Origin of the sequence: Pseudomonas sp. SJZ077, from assembly GCF_007993905.1 — a bacterium.
GTDB classification, from domain to species: Bacteria; Pseudomonadota; Gammaproteobacteria; order Pseudomonadales; family Pseudomonadaceae; genus Aquipseudomonas; species Aquipseudomonas mandelii.
On the sequence record NZ_VIUJ01000023.1, the window covers coordinates 76,753 to 93,945 of the forward strand.

At 60.7% G+C, this 17,193-nt stretch carries 19 protein-coding genes; 10 read left to right on the top strand and 9 right to left on the bottom strand.

From position 1 onward, the window contains the following. Positions 1-46 precede the first annotated feature (46 nt). Positions 47-892, bottom strand: a complete 846-nt coding sequence (locus tag FBY01_RS26745) for an oxidoreductase (RefSeq protein ID WP_145310178.1) — start codon at positions 890-892, stop codon at positions 47-49. A gap of 113 nt (positions 893-1,005) precedes the next feature. Here FBY01_RS26745 and FBY01_RS26750 point away from each other — a divergent pair, with 113 nt between their 5' ends. Continuing rightward, positions 1,006-1,923 carry a LysR family transcriptional regulator gene (locus tag FBY01_RS26750; RefSeq protein WP_083376909.1) on the top strand — a complete coding sequence of 306 codons (918 nt, stop codon included), beginning with the start codon at positions 1,006-1,008 and terminating at the stop codon, positions 1,921-1,923. Positions 1,924-2,112: 189 nt separating this feature from the next. On the opposite strand, the gene FBY01_RS26760 is transcribed toward FBY01_RS26750, so the two are convergent. After that, positions 2,113-2,361, bottom strand: a complete 249-nt coding sequence (locus tag FBY01_RS26760; RefSeq protein WP_077750507.1) for a transmembrane sensor/regulator PpyR — start codon at positions 2,359-2,361, stop codon at positions 2,113-2,115. A 266-nt stretch (positions 2,362-2,627) separates the two neighbouring features. Between FBY01_RS26760 and FBY01_RS26765 the strand changes: the two genes are divergently transcribed. Together FBY01_RS26765 and FBY01_RS26770 are read left to right on the top strand one after the other, a co-directional pair. Further along, positions 2,628-3,125 (top strand): VOC family protein, encoded by a 498-nt coding sequence (locus tag FBY01_RS26765; RefSeq protein ID WP_145310181.1) that lies wholly within the window; start codon positions 2,628-2,630, stop codon positions 3,123-3,125. A 35-nt stretch (positions 3,126-3,160) separates the two neighbouring features. After that, positions 3,161-3,994, top strand: coding sequence for an AraC family transcriptional regulator (locus tag FBY01_RS26770; RefSeq protein ID WP_145310183.1), 834 nt, complete (start codon positions 3,161-3,163; stop codon positions 3,992-3,994). A gap of 65 nt (positions 3,995-4,059) precedes the next feature. Here the strand turns inward: FBY01_RS26770 and FBY01_RS26775 are convergent, their stop codons facing one another. From FBY01_RS26775 to FBY01_RS26795, 5 genes are all read right to left on the bottom strand, one after another. Beyond that, positions 4,060-4,647, bottom strand: coding sequence for a LysE family translocator (locus FBY01_RS26775; protein WP_145310185.1), 588 nt, complete (start codon positions 4,645-4,647; stop codon positions 4,060-4,062). A gap of 76 nt (positions 4,648-4,723) precedes the next feature. Further along, on the bottom strand, positions 4,724-6,232 hold the full coding sequence (locus FBY01_RS26780) for a tripartite tricarboxylate transporter permease (protein WP_145310187.1): 1,509 nt from the start codon (positions 6,230-6,232) through the stop codon (positions 4,724-4,726). A 14-nt stretch (positions 6,233-6,246) separates the two neighbouring features. Beyond that, positions 6,247-6,741, bottom strand: a complete 495-nt coding sequence (locus FBY01_RS26785) for a tripartite tricarboxylate transporter TctB family protein (RefSeq protein WP_077750510.1) — start codon at positions 6,739-6,741, stop codon at positions 6,247-6,249. Beyond that, the gene (locus FBY01_RS26790) at positions 6,738-7,709 is read right to left on the bottom strand and encodes a tripartite tricarboxylate transporter substrate binding protein (protein ID WP_145310189.1); all 972 of its coding nucleotides are present in this window, start codon (positions 7,707-7,709) and stop codon (positions 6,738-6,740) included. The genes FBY01_RS26785 and FBY01_RS26790 overlap by 4 nt, the downstream gene beginning before the upstream one ends. A gap of 168 nt (positions 7,710-7,877) precedes the next feature. Then, on the bottom strand, positions 7,878-9,209 hold the full coding sequence (locus tag FBY01_RS26795; protein WP_145310191.1) for a PLP-dependent aminotransferase family protein: 1,332 nt from the start codon (positions 9,207-9,209) through the stop codon (positions 7,878-7,880). Between the two features lie 91 nt (positions 9,210-9,300). Between FBY01_RS26795 and FBY01_RS26800 the strand changes: the two genes are divergently transcribed. Beyond that, complete coding sequence (locus FBY01_RS26800) at positions 9,301-10,197, top strand: DMT family transporter (protein ID WP_145310194.1); 897 nt, start codon at positions 9,301-9,303, stop codon at positions 10,195-10,197. Positions 10,198-10,365: 168 nt separating this feature from the next. Here FBY01_RS26800 and FBY01_RS26805 read toward each other — a convergent pair whose 3' ends face one another. Then, a complete protein-coding gene (locus tag FBY01_RS26805) occupies positions 10,366-10,728 on the bottom strand; it encodes a DUF6124 family protein (RefSeq protein ID WP_010459737.1) in 363 nt (120 codons plus the stop codon). 526 nt (positions 10,729-11,254) lie between these two features. Here FBY01_RS26805 and FBY01_RS26810 point away from each other — a divergent pair. Next, on the top strand, positions 11,255-11,611 hold the full coding sequence (locus tag FBY01_RS26810) for a hypothetical protein (protein WP_077750545.1): 357 nt from the start codon (positions 11,255-11,257) through the stop codon (positions 11,609-11,611). 204 nt (positions 11,612-11,815) lie between these two features. Here the strand turns inward: FBY01_RS26810 and FBY01_RS26815 are convergent, their stop codons facing one another. Further along, positions 11,816-12,175: a DUF6124 family protein gene (locus FBY01_RS26815; RefSeq protein WP_077750487.1), complete on the bottom strand. Its 360-nt coding sequence runs from the start codon at positions 12,173-12,175 to the stop codon at positions 11,816-11,818. A gap of 489 nt (positions 12,176-12,664) precedes the next feature. Between FBY01_RS26815 and FBY01_RS26820 the strand changes: the two genes are divergently transcribed. The 5 genes from FBY01_RS26820 (at position 12,665) to FBY01_RS26840 (ending at position 17,177) form a co-directional block, all read left to right on the top strand. Beyond that, positions 12,665-13,285 carry a LysE family translocator gene (locus FBY01_RS26820; protein WP_010459735.1) on the top strand — a complete coding sequence of 207 codons (621 nt, stop codon included), beginning with the start codon at positions 12,665-12,667 and terminating at the stop codon, positions 13,283-13,285. A 73-nt stretch (positions 13,286-13,358) separates the two neighbouring features. Beyond that, entirely contained in the window at positions 13,359-14,399 is a 1,041-nt protein-coding gene (locus FBY01_RS26825; RefSeq protein ID WP_083376917.1) for a DMT family transporter, read from the top strand. 228 nt (positions 14,400-14,627) lie between these two features. Continuing rightward, positions 14,628-15,710 carry a bifunctional transcriptional activator/DNA repair enzyme AdaA gene (locus tag FBY01_RS26830; protein WP_145310196.1) on the top strand — a complete coding sequence of 361 codons (1,083 nt, stop codon included), beginning with the start codon at positions 14,628-14,630 and terminating at the stop codon, positions 15,708-15,710. A gap of 40 nt (positions 15,711-15,750) precedes the next feature. After that, positions 15,751-16,554, top strand: a complete 804-nt coding sequence (locus FBY01_RS26835) for an isocitrate lyase/phosphoenolpyruvate mutase family protein (RefSeq protein WP_145310198.1) — start codon at positions 15,751-15,753, stop codon at positions 16,552-16,554. A gap of 5 nt (positions 16,555-16,559) precedes the next feature. Then, the gene (locus FBY01_RS26840) at positions 16,560-17,177 is read left to right on the top strand and encodes a DNA-3-methyladenine glycosylase (protein ID WP_145310199.1); all 618 of its coding nucleotides are present in this window, start codon (positions 16,560-16,562) and stop codon (positions 17,175-17,177) included. Positions 17,178-17,193: the final 16 nt, after the last annotated feature.

Consider the following 17,193-nt stretch of genomic DNA (forward strand, 5'->3'; position numbering starts at 1 on the left):
AGCAAGCTCCCTCGCCACAGCAGCTCCCTGGCCACAAAGATTGCGATCAGTAGTCGGTGGACACCGACACCTCGCGCCACGTCTGCAATTCATCAGCGACGAAGGCGTTCTTGGCTTCGATCGCCGCGACGCAATCACTGCCCAGCGGCAAGCGCAGCGGTGCCTTTTTTGCTTCCACCAGGGTGATCATGGCCTGGGCGAGCTTGTCCGGGTCGCCCGGCTGGTTCAGGGTCACGGCCTTGGCAATTTTGCGCACCTCACCCGCCGTGCTGTCGTAGTCGGCAATCGTCGACGGGGATTCGACCAGGGAGTTGCCCTCGAGGAACTCGGTCCGGAAGTATCCAGGCTCAACCACGGTGACTTTGACGCCCACAGGTGCCAACTCGGCGTGCAACGCCTCGCTCAGGCCTTCGACGGCAAACTTGGTCGAGCAATAGACGCCAAACCCCGGCCCCGACGCGTAACCCCCCACCGAAGACAGGTTGATCACATGCCCACTGCGGGCGGCGCGCATGTATGGCAACACGGCCCGAGTGATGTTCAGCAAACCGAAGACGTTGGTTTCGTACACGCGGCGCACTTCATCGGCGCTGGCTTCTTCCACCGCGCCCAGCAAACCAAAGCCGGCGTTGTTGACCAACACATCGATGCGCCCGAAATGCTCGATGGCGGCCTTGGCGACCGCAACGCCTTGCGCTTCGTTGGTGACATCCAGGGACACGGCGAGCAACGCGGGTTGAGTGCCGAAACGTTGGGTGACGCTGCTGGCATCACGGGCGGTGGCCACCACGGCGTCGCCATTGGCCAGTGCAGCGGCCGCGATCTTGGCGCCGATACCGCGGGAAGCGCCAGTGATAAGCCAGACACGTTTGAAGGTGTGGGAAGTGGTCATGAATCGAGTTCCTTGTTCGGGTTGGGGTGAGCACAAGGTACGCAGGAAGATTGGTCTGAAAAATGCCCTCGTGTTACAAGCACTATGAAACTGTCTTTCATAATGGCGCCGATATGAATCACGATCCTTTCGATGGCTTGACCGAGTTTCTGGCGGTGGCCGAGCACAAAAGCTTCACCCTCGCCGCCACCCGGTTGGCGGTGACGCCCACGGCGGTCAGCCACGCGATCAAACTGCTCGAGCGGCGCACCGGCGTGTTGCTGTTCCAGCGCACTACGCGCCGGGTGGCGTTGACCGAGGCTGGCGCCAGCCTGTTCGCTCGCTTGCGTCCGGCGGCCAGTGAAATCGACGAAGCCCTGGCGGTGCTCAGCGGTTTTCGCGACCAACCGATGGGCACGTTGCGCATCACCGCGCCACGCCTGTCCGGCGCCTTGTTGATCGAGCCGCTGATGCCGCTGTTTCGCCAGGCTTATCCGCAGGTCGGCCTCGACATTTCATTGGACGACGCCACAGTCGACTTGATGGAAAGCGGTTTCGATGCCGGGATCCGGCTGGGAGAGTCCATCGAGAAAGACATGATCGCCGTGCGCCTGACACCGGACCTGCAATGGTCGGTGGTAGGTTCGCCAGCGTACTTCGCCAAGGCCGGCAAACCGCTCAGCCCGGAAGAGCTGACCCGGCATGCGTGCATCGGCTTCCGCTTCGCCAGCTCCGGCAGCGCGCATCGCTGGGAATTTCGCCGCGACGGGCGAGACTTCACGGTGGGCGTCGAGAGTGGCGTGCTCGTCAATGATCGCAAGCTACTGATCAGCGCCGCCCGAAACGGGCTCGGATTAGCTTACGCCTGCAACCTGGAGATCATCGACGAGCTGGCGAACGGTCAGCTGGAGCGAGTGCTGCAGCCGTTTGTGCCGCTGAGTTCGGGGTTGTACCTGTACTTCCCCAGCCGTACCCAGACTCAACCGAAACTGCGCGCCTTCATCGACATGGCCACGCAGTGGATCGCTGATCGCGGCGGCCTCGGGCATTAGAGTCTCGGCCTCAACAGGATGGCGGTGTAGTGCATGAGAAACAGGCCGAAAGCGCCGCTCCACAACAGCGCCGAGAGCCCAGCCCCCACCCGGAAAACGGTACCGGAAACACCCGGCTCGCACCGGTGATCGCCAGAAAGAAGGGTCGAAAGCCGAGACTGAAAAGGGGTGCAGCGGCGAGTTTGCGCATCAGGCCAACGCCCTGACCAAACCTTTACTCAACCGATGCTGGGCCAGCAGGCGCATCACATAGCCGATCTTGAGCAAGGTCGGCCCGACGATGGTCATGGCATGCATCATCACCAGCGCCACGATTGGCACATGGCCGCCGTAGAGATACGCGCCGTAGATGCCCGCCAAAAGCAGTGCCAGACCCGCGCCCAGCACGCGACTCGACAGGTTCAGAACGTTCTGAGGATTGTTGAAGAACTCGAACATTTTTCCGTACTCCTGAAGCAGTTCAGTTGTACGTTTTACGTATCAAGTCTCATGCCAGTTTTTTAATCCTTCCAAATCAGCACCCTGAAGCGATATGAGTCATAACGACCACTCTCGTTAATGGTCTATATGACTCACATAAGTGTCATTTTGACTCAATCGCACACCAAGACCTGAGGGTAAATGTCGATCTACGGTCCAGCCAATCGACTACAAGCTGGCTACGCTGATAATCCAGCATGAATCACCCGTAGAGGAGCATCATCATGCAACGCGTGCAAAAACTGACGCCCTGCCTCTGGTTCGACAATCAGGCCGAAGAGGCGGCGAAGTTTTACTGTTCGATCTTCGATCATTCGAAAATCACTGCCATCACTCACTACGGCAAGGCCGGCCAGGAGGTTCATGGCATGCCCGAAGGCTCTGTGATGACGGTCAGCTTCGAACTCGACGGGCAGCCCATGACAGGCCTCAATGGCGGCCCGGTGTTCGCGTTCAGCGAAGCGATTTCGTTTCAGGTCAACTGCCAGACCCAGGAAGAAGTCGACTATTTCTGGGGCTCGCTTTCCGCCCATCCGCAGAACGAGCAGTGCGGTTGGGTCAAGGACAAATTCGGCTTGTCCTGGCAGATCGTGCCGGTCGCCATGATGGACATGCTCAAAGACCCCGACACGAAGAAATCCCAACGCGCCATGCAAGCCATGATGCAGATGAAAAAGCTCGACATTGCCGCGTTGCGACGAGCCTTTGACGGCGAGAGCTAATACACTCCGTTGCTGGCCTGCCGAGGACATTGACGATGAAGCACACCTTTGCCAAAGACGCTGACACAGCACCCCGTTTCTGGCGAGACGATGCCCTGCCCTTCATCGAGGCCCGTTCCATCGCCGACGGCCGCGAGGTCTGCTACACCCGGCATTCCCACGAGCACTTTTCCATCGGTGCGATCACCGCCGGGCGCAGTACTTACCTTCATGAGCAAGCGCAGTTCCAGGTCAGCGCCGGCACCGTGGTGTTGATGAACCCTGATGATGTCCATGCCTGCAATCCGATCGACGACCAGCCGTGGTCATACTTGATGCTGTACGTCGAAACGCCTTGGCTGACCGATTTGCAGCGTCAGCTCGGCTTCAGCCAGGACTCCGCCTTCAGGCGGTTTTCCGTCACCCACACCCGCGATGGCAACCTGTTCGACGGCCTCAACAGTTTGTACGAAATACTGGTTGATCCCTGGCAGGACGTGTTGTGCAAACACAGTGCGGCGGTAGAGTTTTTTACCGATGTGCAACAGCGGCTAAACCCGGTCGGTCAAGCGTTGCGCGAACCCAATTTCAAGCTGGAACGGGCCGCCGACTACATTCGTGACAACTGTACACACCCACTCAAGCTCGAGGATATTTGCGACGCGGCTCAACTGTCTCCGTCCTACCTGATTCGCGCCTTCAAGCACCATTACGGCATGACGCCCCATGCCTTTCTGGTCAACCGGCGTATCCAGTTCGCCCGTGATCAACTGCGCAATGGCAAGTTGATTGCGGAGGTAGCACTGGAAGCGGGATTTGCCGATCAGGCGCATTTCCAGCGGGTATTCAAACAGCATCTGGCAGCGACACCGGGACAGTATCGAGGCTAAGCACGCCGTTGATAAAAAATGAGTTCAGTTTGCTGCACGGTCTCGATTGAGGTGAGTGGCCGGGGCTAGGAAACCAGCAGATACACGGCACTCGCCCCCAGCAATAGCGCCATGACGCGGTTAAACAAGCGCATGCCTGCAGGGTTATTCAGATAACCCTGCAGAAAAGTTCCGGCATACGCCCAGCACCCCACCGACACGTAGCAAATCACCAGATACACCGCTGCAAACTGCCAGACCAACCGCGCCTCGCCGTCCGCGACGAAGGCGCCCATGCCCGCCACACACGCCAGCCAGGCTTTCGGGTTAAGCCATTGCATCACCGCGCCATACAGCATCGACGGTGCCCGGCGCGACTCTTTGGCGTCGATGCAACCATCGTCTGCCGCAAGCTTCCAGGCCATGAACAACAGAAACGCCACGCCCGCCAGTTGCACCACCTGTGTCAGCGCGGGCCAGATGCGCAACACCTCATGCAGCCCCAGGCCCATCAACACCAGCAATAACACAAAGCCCAACGTGGCCCCGGCCACATGCCGCTGACTGGCGCGAAAGCCGAACTGCGCCCCCGAACTCAACGCGACAATGTTGACCGGCCCCGGCGTTATCGACGCCACCAGGGCAAATGTGGCCATGGAGATAATCAGACTCATCGCACACCTTCTTCAATTCAGGAAAACCAGCGCCCAAGGTACTGAGCGCCCTGCCCTGCGTATTGAAGAAAACTGCCTAATCATCCTCATGCAACTTGATGCCCCGAGCGTGCAGTAGATGGGGCACGATCAACACCAACAGGGTCAGCGCGAGGAACGACGCGGCGATAGGTTGCGTCAGAAAGATCATCCAGTCACCTTCGCTGATGGACAACGCGTTGCGCAGCTGTTTTTCGGCCATCGGCCCCAGCAGCATGCCCACGATCACCGGCGCGACAGGGAAATCGAAGCGCCGCATCAGCACCCCGCCCCAACCGATTGCCAGCATCAGCAGCAAGTCGAACGAAGAGTGGCGCATGCCGTATACACCAATGGTGGCGAACACCAGAATGCCGGCGTTCAGGTACGGTCGGGGAATCTGCAACAATTTGACCCACAACCCCACCAACGGCAGGTTCAACACCAGCAGGATGACGTTGCCGATGTACAGCGAGGCGACAAGGGTCCAGACCAGATCACCCGAGGTCTGGAACAGCATCGGCCCCGGTTGCAGGTTGTAGTTCTGGAACGCGGCCAACAGGATTGCAGCCGTGGCGGAAGTCGGAATGCCCAGCGTCAGCAGCGGCACCAGGGAACCGGTCGCGCTGGCATTGTTGGCGGCCTCGGGGCCGGCAACGCCTTCGATGGCACCCTCGCCCTTGCTGCCTGCAAACTCTTTGGGAAACTTGCTCAGTTTGCGTTCGGCCGAATAGGACAAAAAGGTCGGGATTTCAGCGCCACCGGCCGGAATGGAGCCGAAAGGAAAACCGATCAGAGTGCCCCGCAGCCAGGCGGGAATCGAGCGTTTCCAGTCGGCGCGCGTCATCCACAAAGACGTCAGCCGGTGCCGACCGGACGCTTCTTCTTTTTGATACAGCAAGCTGTACAACGCCTCGCCCACGGCAAACAAACCGACTGCCACGAGCACGACTTCAATGCCATCCACCAACTCCGGCACGCCCAGGGTGTAGCGGGCAATGCCCGAGGTCGAATCCAGGCCGATCAAGCCAATCGTCAAGCCAATCCCCAGCGAGACGAAACCCCGCAGCATCGAAGCGCCGAGCACTGCCGACACCGTCGTGAAGGACAGCACCAGAATCGCAAAATACTCCGCCGGACCAAACTTCAGCGCCAACCTGGCAACGATGGGCGCAAACAAGGTGAGCAGGATCGTCGCGATGGTGCCGGCGACAAACGACCCGATAGCCGCCGTCGCCAGGGCCGGCCCTGCCCGTCCGTTTCGGGCCATGAGGTTGCCTTCCAGGGCCGTGACCATGGACGACGATTCCCCGGGGGTATTGAGCAGGATGGACGTGGTCGAGCCGCCGAACTGAGCGCCGTAATAGATCCCGGCGAACATGATCAGCGCCCCCGTGGGGTCGACCTTGGCCGTGATCGGCAACAGCAGCGCAACGGTCAGCGCCGGTCCGATCCCCGGCAACACACCGATGGCCGTGCCGAGCAGGCAGCCGATGAATCCCCACATCAGATTGATCGGCGTCAGCGCGGCGGCGAAACCGATGGCCAGGCTTGAGAGAATATCCACCGTGCTTTACCTCCTCAGATCCAGGCGTTGATCAGGGGCGGAAGGGACACGCCGAGCCCGGCGTTGAACAGCCAGTAAATCGGCAGCGTCAGGGCAATGCCGATGGCGAGGTCGCGCACCGGGCGACGACTGCCAAACCCCCGGGCTGAACAGGCGAACAACAACCCCGCCGACAGCACGAACCCGATGAGGTTGATCAGCACTGCCACGCCCACCAGGCCCGCGGTCACCCAGGCAGCCCCGAGTTTGCCCCCGGGCAGTGCCTTGGCAGACTCGTCTTCGTGATCGGCCAATTCGCGAAAACCACCGGTGACGGCCTGATAACACAGCAACAGACCGACCACACCGAGGAACACCGCTAATGCGTAGGGATAGACGTGAGCGCCAAGGATGACGAAACCCATTTCCTCAGGAAAGCGGTTGGCGCCGAGCGCCAACACTGTACTGATGGCGACCACACCGAGGCCAATCGCCAGTTGCACCGGCAGGATTCTACGAGTCGGGTTCATTTCGCAATCAACCCGACCTCGACCAGCATCGCACGCAACCGCACGTGTTCTTCGTCGACGAATTTGCCGAACTCATCGCCGGTCAGAAGGTTGGGCGCCCATTTATTGGTCTCGACATTGGCTTTCCAGCCGTCGCTGGCGGCGGCGGCCAGCACGGCGTCCGTCACTTCCTTGCGCTGCTCGGGTGTGAGGCCCGCGGCACCGTAAACACCGCGCCAGTTGCCGATAGTCACGTCGTAACCACTCTCTTTGAGCGTTGGCGCGTCGATGCCGGCAATGCGCTCGGGCGCGCCGATGGCGAGCACCCGGAACTGGCCGTTGCGGATGTATTGGCCCAGTTCGGCATAACCTCCGGTGATCACCTTGATCTGGCCTCCGAGTACCTGCGCCACCACTTCGCCCCCACCCGCGAACGCCACGTAGTTCACCTTGTTAACGGGGATTCCCATTTTGCCGGCCAGGTCGGCGATCCCGATGTGATCAATCGACCCCTTGGAACCTCCGCCCCACGTGATGCTGGAGGGTTTGTCCTTGAAGGCTTTGAGCAAGTCCTCCAGGGTTTTGAACTCGGACTCCTTGCGTACGGCAATGACGTTGTATTCGGTGAACAGCCGGGCAATCGGTGTCACGTCCTTCAAGGTGATTTGCGGTTTGTTCTGTTCAATACCTGCGACCATGATCGCCCCGACCACCAGCAGCGCATTCGGGTCGCCCTTGGTGCTGTTGGCAAATTGCGCCAGCCCGAGCGTACCGCCAGCGCCGCCCTTGTTCTCGAAGGTGACGGATTTGGCCGCCTTGGCCTCGACCAGGGCTTTGCCCAGATCCCGTGCGGTCTGGTCATAGCCGCCACCGACCGAGCCAGGGGCCATGAACTTGACGGTGTCCAGCGCAAACGCCGGTGCCGCGAGCGCGGCAGCGGTGACGGCAATTGCCATGAAGCGGCTTGATCGACGGAGCAAGGCAAGCATAGGGACTCTCCCGATATTATTTTTGTGGGGTGCCGATTGAATCGCGCTCAGGAGCAAACCCTGCTCTCTGAACATGTGTCTGTGAACAAGCGTAGGTCATGGTTGTGGTTATGGGTGTGGTTATGGGTGTGTGGCTAGCGAAGTGATCACATCCGGGCAATGACTTCGCTACGTGTACGCCCCGACCACCCGCTTCACTTTCTCCAGTGCCACGGCAAGTGCGCCCAAATCCACCGAACCCAGCGCCAGGCGGATTGCGTGGGGCACATGGACAGAAGTCGCAAACGGTTCGGCGGTCGAGACCGCCACCTGCTCGCGCATCAATGCCATGGCAATCTGGTCGGCCCGTGCGTCTTCCGACAAGGGCAGCCAGATAAAGTAGGAGGATGGATGGCGCACGAAGTGCAGGCCGGCCAGGTGCTGATCGGCCACGGCCTGGCGGGCCTGTGCGTCTGCACGTTTTTGCGCTTCGAGCTGGCTGACGGTGCCGTCATCGATCCACGCACACGCAATCGCCGTCATCACCCCGGGGGTATTCCAGGTAGTCGCCCTGATCGTGCGCTCCAGTGCGGGCACGGTTTGCAGGGGCGCAGCGACGAATCCGACGCGCAGGCCGGTGGCGACGCTCTTGGAAAAGCCTGAAACGTACACCGTTCTTTCGGGGGCCAGTTGCGCGAGCGGTGGCAGCGAGTCTTCGGCCAGGAACGCGTAGGCAGCGTCCTCGATGATGTGCAGGTCATGCTGGCGCGCAATCGCCACCAGGCGTCCACGCTGATCGGCGGCCATCACCCATCCCAGCGGATTGTGCAGCGTCGGCATGGTGTAGACGGCTCGCACCGATCGGCTCCGGCAGAGCTTTTCCAGCGCCTCCAGATCCGGCCCGGTGTCGGTCCCGGGAATGGGCACGACTTCCAGATGCAGCGTTTCAGCCAGCACCTTGAACCCTGGATAGGTCAAGGCGTCGGCCGCGATCACGTCCCCCGGTTGCAGCAGCGCCATCAACGCCACCGTCAAACCATGCTGCGCGCCACTGACGAGCAACACCTGCTCGGCCTGTACCGTCAGCCCGCGCACCTCCAGATGGCGCGCGACCGATGCCCGCTCGTGCAGGCGCCCCGCGTGCGGTTGATAGCGCAGATGGGATTCCAGGTCACCGGACAATGCGAGCTGACGCAAGGCATTGCGCAGCAGATCGGCCTGCCCCGGTACCGAGGGATAGTTGAAGTTGAGGTCGATCATCCCCGCCGCCACGCTGGGCTGATGAATGCCCAGGCTGGGCGGCAGCGAAGTCTCCCGGACGAAAGTCCCGCGCCCCGTTTCGCCACTGACGAGGCCCATGGCCTCCAGCTCTGCATAGACCCGGCTGGCAGTGACCAAGGCCAAGCCATGGCTGGCGGCGAGCAAACGGTGAGTCGGCAAGCGCGTACCGGGGGGCAAACGCCCTGAGCGGATATCGGCTGCGAAGGCGTCCACCAGCGACTTGTACCGGGAGCGAGGCATAGGGAAATGTATCCATGACAATTTTTTGATTGTATCGATAGTCGGTCATACGATGCGCTGAACGCAACCCCGCCCCTTGAGTGGACGCCAAATGGAACGCACATCGAAGCTGCAAAACCAGACCGTGGAAAAGAACACCAGCGGGTTGATCAATGGACTCATCGGCGTCCTGATCTTCAGCGGTTCGCTGCCCGCGACACGGGTGGCCGTCCTGGAATTCGAGCCGGTCTTTCTGACCGTCGCCCGAGCCACCATCGCCGGCGTGCTGGCGCTGTGCATGTTGTGGCTGTTCAAGGAAAAGCGCCCTGCGCGCCACCAGATGCTGCCCTTGGTCATCGTCGCGCTGGGCGTGGTGGTCGGGTTTCCGCTGCTGACGGCGCTCGCGCTTCAATATGTGACGTCCGCGCACTCCATTGTCTTCGTCGGCATGTTGCCGCTCGCGACCGCCGCGTTCGGGGTGTTGCGCGGCGGCGAGCGTCCCCGGCCGGCCTTTTGGTTCTTCTCGGTCCTGGGCAGTTTACTGGTGGTCGGGTTCGCCGTTTCCCAGGGGCTCACCGCTTCGCCGGCCGGCGACATCCTGATGCTACTGGCCATTCTTGCCTGCGGCCTCGGTTATGCCGAAGGGGCGAAGCTTTCCAAAACCCTGGGCGGCTGGCAGGTGATTTCCTGGGCGCTGGTAGTGTCGCTGCCGATCGTGGCGCCACTGACCTGGTGGCTGACGCCCTCTTCGTTCTCGGGCATCAGCGCACCAGCCTGGTTGAGCCTGGCGTATGTGTCGCTCTTCAGCATGCTGATCGGCTTTGTATTCTGGTATCGGGGGCTGGCCCAAGGGGGGATTGCTGCCGTTGGGCAGCTGCAGCTGCTACAGCCGTTTTTTGGATTGGCGCTGGCGGCTACGCTGCTGCACGAGCAGGTTAGTCTCGGCATGCTGGGGGTTACCGTTGCGGTGATTTTGTGTGTGGTGGGTGCGAGGAGGTTTGCGAGGTAGACCGACGGTGCCCGGCGAAACCGGCCGGTCTTGTGGCCAACACCCCCCCAGTGATTGGCAGACCACTGGGGGTTCTTCGCGTTTGAAACGTACGAGTCGCGGCTATGTCACTTCTGGCCCTGATGAACAGCCAAACATCCGTTAGCCACTCACCACAACAAGCGGCACCTACTTGGGCAGATCAATCTTATCCAACACCCGGTTCGCCGTGATCTCCGCCGTCATGATGCTGTTGGATATACCCAGCAACGCGTAACGCGATTCACCCTCCAGATGATCCACCAACTGGTGCACCATCACGTCGACAGAGGCCAGCGTCTCGACCAGATAAACCGCCAGGGTTTCGGCCGAGGCCTCGGGGTCTACGGAAAACAGGGTGCTGCGTATTCGCGGGATAGCTTTGATATCGGCATTCGACGGGAAGTGGAAGTCGAGCGCTCGCTCGGCGGCTTCGTTGAGCTTTTTGGAATCGGCGGATTCGTAGGGGGAAACGTCGTCGGTTCCCGGGGGATTGGGTGTGGCCTTGAACATTGTGATGCTCCTTGATTAGTGGAGCTGCCACCATTCGCGGTCAAACGAATGAAGGTGGCAGCTGTACGCGGGTTGACCGACCGGAAATCAAGGAATCCGGCACACCCGAAGATGTCCCGCGCACAGCCACCGCAAAAAAGCCGGAAACTTTTCTTGGACACTGGTGCGCCTTGATTGAGTCGGACGGTCAAATCCGGACGCTGAATTGGCAGCGACCCGGAAACGATAGAGCCCAGGCCCAAGGCGCACAAGCCGGCGGATTCTGGCGCAGCCGTAGGCAACGGCGCAAGGATTTGTAGCTTTCAGGAAGTAAACCTGACGGGTTTTAAACAAGCACCCGCAAATCATGTTGAATGAACGGGCGCGCACTCACGACAAACAACAAAAGTGTACGGCGACTTGCGTCCACCGCTGTACGGGGAAAGCCCCCCGCCGGCCATGATAAAAATACCGCTCTCGTGCGGTGCGGAAATGGCGCAGTCACATCACTGCATACGTTCGACGCAGAACTAGAGGAGCTGGCCCATTGGGACATCTGACAACTGCGGAACGAGCAAGCATCCAGATCGCGCTGGCAGAGGCTTTTGTAGACAGCTCCGTCGACTACGCCTCTATCGCAGAACGAATCCGGGGCTATGACCCAAAGGTCGTTGAGGACATTTTGTACTCAGAGGTCGCGCCTGTGTGTTTCAGCAACCTTGAAACGCCAGTCCCTCCTGTCTGGACTGGTTTTAAGGATGAATGGTTGCTGGATGAAATAGCCAAAGAACTAAAAGCGCGAAAAAACAGTTGGCTACGACGTAACTTCGACTTGTTAAAAGTTGCATGGCTTCGCTACAGCTACGGTTACATTTGGAAGGAGCTCATGAAATTTCGTGCTTAACGAGAACGAGGCGATACGCAACATGTGACAGGGGGAGCATGACCGGCGATGAAACCGGCCGGTCTTGCGGCCAACAAAAGCCCCCAGTGATTGGCAGACCACTGGGGGTTCTTCGCGTCTGAAACGTACGAGTCGCGGCTATGTCACTTCTGGCCCTGATGAACAGCCAAACATCCGTTAGCCACTCACCACAGCAAGCGGCACCTACTTGGGCAGATCAATCTTATCCAACACCCGGTTCGCCGTGATCTCCGCCGTCATGATGCTGTTGGATATACCCAGCAACGCGTAACGCGATTCACCCTCCAGATGATCCACCAACTGATGGACCATCACATCGACCGAGGCCAGGGTCTCAACCAGATAAACCGCCAGGGTTTCGGCCGAGGCCTCGGGGTCTACGGAAAACAGGGCGCTGCGTATTCGCGGAGTGGCTTTGATATCGGCATTCGACGGGAAGTGGAAGTCGAGCGCCCGTTCCGCAGCCTCGTTGAGCTTCTTTGAGTCAGGTTCGTATGGGGAAACCGGATCGGTGTCCGGCGGGTTTGGTGTGACTTTGAACATGGTGAAACCTCGTTTACTGGTGAGGCTGCCACGTTCGTTTCCAAGCGAAGGGGTGGCAGCTGTACGCGGGTTGGAAAACCAGGGTAAACGAGCCCGGCAGACCTATAAGGTCTCCCACGCACAGCCACCATAACGCAACGCACTTAATGCGAAAAAATACGTTATGAAGAGGTGCCTTCGTGTCGTTTACCCGTCGAGTTTCCAAGCCCGACCGCTGAGTGTTCAGCGGCACGGAAACAATAGAATCAAGGTCTACAGCACACAAGCCGGCGGATTCTGGCGTAGCCGTAGGCAACGGCGCAAGGATTTGTAGCTTTCAGGAAGTAAACCTGACGGGTTTTAAACAAGCACCCGCAAATCATGTTGAATGAGCGGGCGCGCACTCACGACAAACAACAAAAGTGTACGGCGACTTGCGTCCACCGCTGTACGGGGAAAGCCCCTCACCGCCCATGATAAAAATACCGCTCTCGTTACCGGAGACCTGTCATGGACCTCGCCACGCTCACGCTGTTTATCCCCGCCTGCTTCGCCCTGAACATGGCGCCGGGCCCGAACAATCTGCTGTCGGTCAGCAACTCGACCCGCTACGGCTACCGCATCTCCTGTGTGGCGGGGATCGGGCGGTTGCTGGCGTTTGCCGGGATGATTGCCCTGGCGTCGGCCGGGTTGGCGGTGGTGCTGCAAACGTCCGAGTTGCTGTTCTACGGCATCAAGATCGTTGGCGCGGCGTATCTGTTTTACCTCGCATGGCAATTGTGGCGCGCCGATCCTGGGGTCGAAAAAGCCGCGACGGGTGCGTCGGTCGGCGTGTTGGCGCTGGCGCGACAGGAGTTTCTGGTGGCGGCCGGCAACCCCAAGGCGATCCTGATCTTCACCGCGTTCCTGCCGCAGTTCGTCGACCCGACCCGCGCCGTGACGCCACAGTTTGCGTTGCTCGGCGCGTTGTTCCTGATGCTGGAATGGATCGCCATCAGCGCCTACGCCTACATGGGCCTGCACATGCGCCGCTGGTTTGCCGAGCCCCGGGGCAAGCGGCTATTCAACCGTTGCTGCGCGGGGTTGTTGTCGGCGGCGGCTTCGGTGCTGCTGATGGCGCGTCGGGCCTGATTCCAAGGGTTGACGGGATGCAGCGCAGGTTCAAACTGCGCTGCATCACTAATCAATACTCGCCGAGCCTCGAATGAACCTGAACGTTGTCTATGCCCTGAGCGCAGCCGCGCTGTTTGGGGCGAGTACACCGCTGGCCAAGGTGTTGGGCCTGGACCTCTCGCCGATCCTGCTGGCTGGATTGCTGTATCTGGGCAGCGGGCTGGGCTTGACCCTCGTCAGGCTGATCCGCGACCGGGGCTGGCAGCCCAGCGGCCTGAAAGCGTCTGAATGGCCCTGGCTGATCGGTGCCATCGTGTTTGGCGGCGTGCTGGGGCCGGTGGCGCTGATGTTTGGTTTGACCCTGACCTCCGGCGCCACGGCCTCGCTGATGCTCAACCTCGAAGCGGTACTGACTGCCGTGTTGGCGTGGGTCGTGTTCAAGGAAAATGCAGACCGACGCATCGTCGCCGGGATGCTGGCCATTGTCGCGGGAGGATTGCTGCTGGCGTGGCCGCACGATTCGGCTCAGCCACAAGGCTGGATCGGGCCACTGGCGGTCGCACTGGCCTGCGCCTGTTGGGCGATCGATAACAACCTCACGCGCAAGGTGTCGGCCTCGGATGCCGTGTTCATCGCCGGGATCAAGGGGCTGGCCGCAGGGTTGGTGAACTGCTCGCTGGCGTTGCTGCTGGGGGCAAAACTGCCGCACATCACGGTAATCGGGCCGACGTTGATCGTCGGCTTCCTCGGCTACGGCATCAGCCTGGTGTTGTTCGTGCTGGCGTTGCGCGGGCTGGGCACTGCACGCACGGGCGCCTACTTTTCCACGGCGCCTTTTCTCGGCGCCGCCATCGCCCTCCTGCTGTTCGGTGAGACGGTTTCCCTGACGTTCTGGATCGCATCGTTGCTGATGGGCCTGGGCGTCTGGATACATCTCAGGGAGCATCATGCCCATGAGCATCAGCACGTGGCACTCACCCATGGCCATCGGCACGTGCATGACGAGCATCATCAACATGAGCATTCGTTCGAGTGGGACGGGACCGAGCCGCACAGCCACGAACATCAGCACACGCCGATCCGCCACAGCCATCCACACTTTCCGGACATTCATCACCGACACAAGCATTAGCAGGGGGAAAGTGCGTTGGTTTTGGTCGCGAGCCTGTCGATAACAAAGACTCTTCGGAATTCGCCGACACAAAAGCCATTGGGGACTGGCCGGCCCGTCGCGGGTGCATGGCACCGCACGTCGAACCGAAAATCGAATGGGACCGCATCGCCCCCCTGTAACGAGTCAGCAAAATTCCCTGTCGATTTTCCGGTGGAGACGTCGCCCAACGGGCCTTATGCTCAGCCCATGAACCTACAAAACGCTTTGCTTCCGCCCCACGCCGAGATGGTTCGCGCCATGCTCGAACGAGACACCGCCTACGAGGGGGTGTTCTTTACTGCCGTGAAGACCACCGGAATCTTCTGCCGCCCCAGTTGCACGGCGCGCAAGCCCAAGCCGGAGAACGTCGAGTTCTTCGCCCACGCCGATGAGTGCATGTCGGCGGGCTATCGCGCTTGCCTGCGCTGCAAACCGCTGGACGCCGCGGCCATTGCGCCGGACTGGGTGCAGGGGCTGCTCAAATCGGTGGACAACGATCCCGACCTGCGCTGGACCGATGCCCAGTTACTGGCCGAGGGCATCGAGCCGCTGAAACTGCGCCGCTGGTTCAAGCAGCATTTCGGCATGACCTTCCACGCCTGGCTGCGCACCCGACGCCTGGGGATGGCGTTGGGCGGTATCAAACAGGGCGATTCCATCGACAATGTGGCGTTTGACTCGGGCTACGAATCCCTGAGCGGTTTTCGCGATGCGTTTCAAAAATCCTTTCACATCACGCCGGGCCGCGCGGCCAACAGCGAGCCGCTGTTGTTCACACGCCTGACCACACCGCTTGGGCCGATGATCGCCATGGCCGAACGCCGTGGGCTGGTGCTGCTAGAGTTTCTGGATCGACCGGCACTGACCCGGGAAGTCGAAGAACTGCAGAAGCGTTATGGCTATGCCGTGGCGCCGGGACACAACGCCCATTTGCAGCAGATTGAAGCCGAGCTGACCCAGTATTTCGCCGGAAAACTCACTGAATTCACCGTTGCACTGCACTTGCCCGGCAGCGAATTTGCGCGGCAGGTCTGGGCTGAACTGGCGAAGATCCCCTACGGCCAGACCAGCACCTACGGCACCGTCGCCGCAACACTGGGCAAGCCCGGCGCCAGTCGCGCCGTGGGCCTGGCCAACGGGCAGAACCGTCTTTCGATTGTATTGCCCTGCCACCGGGTGATCGGTGCAGACGGCGCGTTGACGGGCTATGGTGGAGGGCAACCGCGCAAGGCGTTTTTGCTCCGGCTGGAAAAAGCCGCGGTGCAGCTGACCGGACAACTCGCATTCTGATCCCCTGATTTTCTGCAAACGTCATATGGAAGGACATTCGATGGACACTCGATTTCATCAACTGCACCGCGACGGCTTACTGATTCTGACTAACGTCGCCGACGCCACCGGGGCGCGCATCGTCGAGCAACTGGGCTGCAAGGCCGTGGCCACCAGCAGCGCGGCGGTGGCCTGGGCGCATGGATATGCGGACGGCAATGCCCTGCCCCTCGAACGCCTGATATCGACCGTCGAGTCCATCTCCCGGGTGATCTCGGTGCCGTTGACCGTCGACATCGAGGCCGGTTATTCCGACGACCTGACGCGGGTGGCCGAAGTCGTTGATGCGGTAATCGCGGCCGGTGCGGTGGGGATCAATATCGAGGACGGTGCCACTGCGCCAGAGCTGCTGGTGCGCAAGATCGAAGTCGCCCGGCAGGTGGCCGGTCGGCGCAAGGTGAAGCTGTTCATCAATGCCCGCACCGACGTGTATTTAAGGGGCCTGGTGCCTGCCGAAGACCGCGTCGCCGAAACGCTCAGGCGCGCCGCGTTGTATCAGGCGGCGGGGGCTGACGGGCTGTTTGCGGCGGGCGTCACGGCGGAGTATGAAATCGCTGCGCTGTGCCAGGGCACACCGCTGCCGGTGAATGTGCTCGGGTTGCCGGGGTTGCCATCGCCTGAAGCGCTGCAAGCACTCGGCGTGCGACGCCTGAGTGCCGGCTCGGGCATCGCCGAATTTCTGTATGGCGCCATGGCGTCCCTGGCCAAAGGTTTTCTGGAAACTGGCAAACTCGACAGCAGCCACCTCAAGGCCTTCACGTATGGGGAAATCAATGCCCTGCTGAAACCTGCCGGGAACGCTTGATCGCCATGCCCGATCCCTATCTGCCCGCGACCGGGTTTCTGTCATCAATCGATGACGACTGGCGGCGCCACATCGCCGCCGTTGGCCCCTGCCTGCATGCGCCCCACGCAGCTCGCGATCCTTATGAATCGCTGGTGCGGGCGATTGCCTATCAGCAACTGCACGCCAAGGCCGGGGATGCGATTATCGGCCGGCTGCTGGCGTTGTTTCCGGCGACGACGTTTCCAAGGCCTGAGCAGATTCTGGCGACAGGCTTTGATCCACTGCGCAGTTGCGGGTTTTCCGCCGGCAAGATCGCGACCATTCAAGGGATTGCGCAGGCGGCTCTGGACGGTGTCGTACCGGATTACGCCACCGCACTGACGATGGACGATGAGGCGCTGATCGAGCGGTTGATTACCTTGCGCGGGGTTGGGCGCTGGACGGTCGAGATGCTGCTGATTTACAGCCTGGAGCGACCGGATATTTTGCCGGCGGATGACTTTGGGGTGCGTGAGGGGTATCGCCGGCTGAAGGGTCTTGAGGTGCAGCCGACGCGCAAGCAGATGGTTGAGATCGGCTTGGCGTGGAGCCCGTATCGGACGGTGGCTTCGTGGTATTTGTGGCGGATGACCGGCAAGTAGACCGCGTCATCGTTCA

Coding starts and splice junctions, on each gene's coding strand:
- FBY01_RS26790 (WP_145310189.1), bottom strand. CDS start 7,709: ATGCTTGCCTTGCTCCGTCGATCAAGCCGCTTCATGGCAATTGCCGTC.
- FBY01_RS26765 (WP_145310181.1), top strand. CDS start 2,628: ATGCAACGCGTGCAAAAACTGACGCCCTGCCTCTGGTTCGACAATCAG.
- FBY01_RS26775 (WP_145310185.1), bottom strand. CDS start 4,647: ATGAGTCTGATTATCTCCATGGCCACATTTGCCCTGGTGGCGTCGATA.
- FBY01_RS26815 (WP_077750487.1), bottom strand. CDS start 12,175: ATGTTCAAAGTCACACCAAACCCGCCGGACACCGATCCGGTTTCCCCA.
- FBY01_RS26825 (WP_083376917.1), top strand. CDS start 13,359: ATGAACCTGAACGTTGTCTATGCCCTGAGCGCAGCCGCGCTGTTTGGG.
- FBY01_RS26745 (WP_145310178.1), bottom strand. CDS start 892: ATGACCACTTCCCACACCTTCAAACGTGTCTGGCTTATCACTGGCGCT.
- FBY01_RS26800 (WP_145310194.1), top strand. CDS start 9,301: ATGGAACGCACATCGAAGCTGCAAAACCAGACCGTGGAAAAGAACACC.
- FBY01_RS26760 (WP_077750507.1), bottom strand. CDS start 2,361: ATGTTCGAGTTCTTCAACAATCCTCAGAACGTTCTGAACCTGTCGAGT.
- FBY01_RS26750 (WP_083376909.1), top strand. CDS start 1,006: ATGAATCACGATCCTTTCGATGGCTTGACCGAGTTTCTGGCGGTGGCC.
- FBY01_RS26840 (WP_145310199.1), top strand. CDS start 16,560: ATGCCCGATCCCTATCTGCCCGCGACCGGGTTTCTGTCATCAATCGAT.
- FBY01_RS26770 (WP_145310183.1), top strand. CDS start 3,161: ATGAAGCACACCTTTGCCAAAGACGCTGACACAGCACCCCGTTTCTGG.
- FBY01_RS26820 (WP_010459735.1), top strand. CDS start 12,665: ATGGACCTCGCCACGCTCACGCTGTTTATCCCCGCCTGCTTCGCCCTG.
- FBY01_RS26835 (WP_145310198.1), top strand. CDS start 15,751: ATGGACACTCGATTTCATCAACTGCACCGCGACGGCTTACTGATTCTG.
- FBY01_RS26805 (WP_010459737.1), bottom strand. CDS start 10,728: ATGTTCAAGGCCACACCCAATCCCCCGGGAACCGACGACGTTTCCCCC.
- FBY01_RS26785 (WP_077750510.1), bottom strand. CDS start 6,741: ATGAACCCGACTCGTAGAATCCTGCCGGTGCAACTGGCGATTGGCCTC.
- FBY01_RS26795 (WP_145310191.1), bottom strand. CDS start 9,209: ATGCCTCGCTCCCGGTACAAGTCGCTGGTGGACGCCTTCGCAGCCGAT.
- FBY01_RS26830 (WP_145310196.1), top strand. CDS start 14,628: ATGAACCTACAAAACGCTTTGCTTCCGCCCCACGCCGAGATGGTTCGC.